The following is a 238-nucleotide window of genomic DNA, read 5'->3' as shown; positions in this document are numbered from 1 at the left end:
CGAGATCTACACTCTCCCCGTCGTCGGCAGCGTCAGATGTGTATAAGAGACAGCCATCGACCTCGAGGCCCGCACGGTCACCCACACGACGGTCGCGACCTGGTACAGCAGGGGCTGGAAGAGGTGGTGCGTCGTGCGGGCCACGAGCGTCACGTCGACGTCGGCCCGCTTGAGGCGCTGGGTGGCGAAGAGTCCGCCGAACCCCGAACCGATGACGACGACGCGATGTCGCGGGGCC

General features: G+C 67.2%; 1 pseudogene. It reads right to left on the bottom strand.

What is annotated here, in order from left to right:
• Nucleotides 1-90: 90 nt before the first annotated feature.
• Nucleotides 91-238, bottom strand: a pseudogene (locus tag ACPYOM_RS23775) (FAD-dependent oxidoreductase); the annotation flags it as partial.

Source organism: Monashia sp. HAY1-2A (assembly GCF_056755315.1).
Note: the sequence above shows the minus strand (reverse complement) of the source record. Positions and strands in the feature narration are given on the sequence as shown.